Below are 270 nucleotides of genomic sequence, written 5' to 3' on the forward strand. Positions count from 1 at the left end.
GTTATTCCTTGCTGGAGTTGCTTGCATTCTCTTCCCTGTGGAGACCAAGGGCCGCGAAATTGAGTGATGCTCACGGTGTAAAGATTAAAACACTTTGGTGTCCAGATGGGCTTGTAGTTCATCACCATTCATCAAATTTATCATCATTGTGTATACACGTCGTAATATATGTAGCACTTTAGTGGATATGAAGATAGCAAAGTCCTCAAACTATGGTACGGACTTCACAAATTTGTTGGGATTCTCTTTTTTGGAATGCCCTCTCCTAGC

1 protein-coding gene is annotated in these 270 nt (G+C 41.5%); it reads left to right on the forward strand.

All coding sequences use genetic code 11. The features are described from left to right. A partial coding sequence (locus SM754_RS20275; RefSeq protein WP_323677948.1) for a hypothetical protein occupies positions 1-182 on the forward strand: 182 nt, incomplete at its 5' end. Positions 183-270 lie beyond the last annotated feature (88 nt).

The sequence above is a fragment of the Halorubellus amylolyticus genome (assembly GCF_034808145.1).
GTDB lineage: Archaea > Halobacteriota > Halobacteria > Halobacteriales > Natrialbaceae > Halorubellus.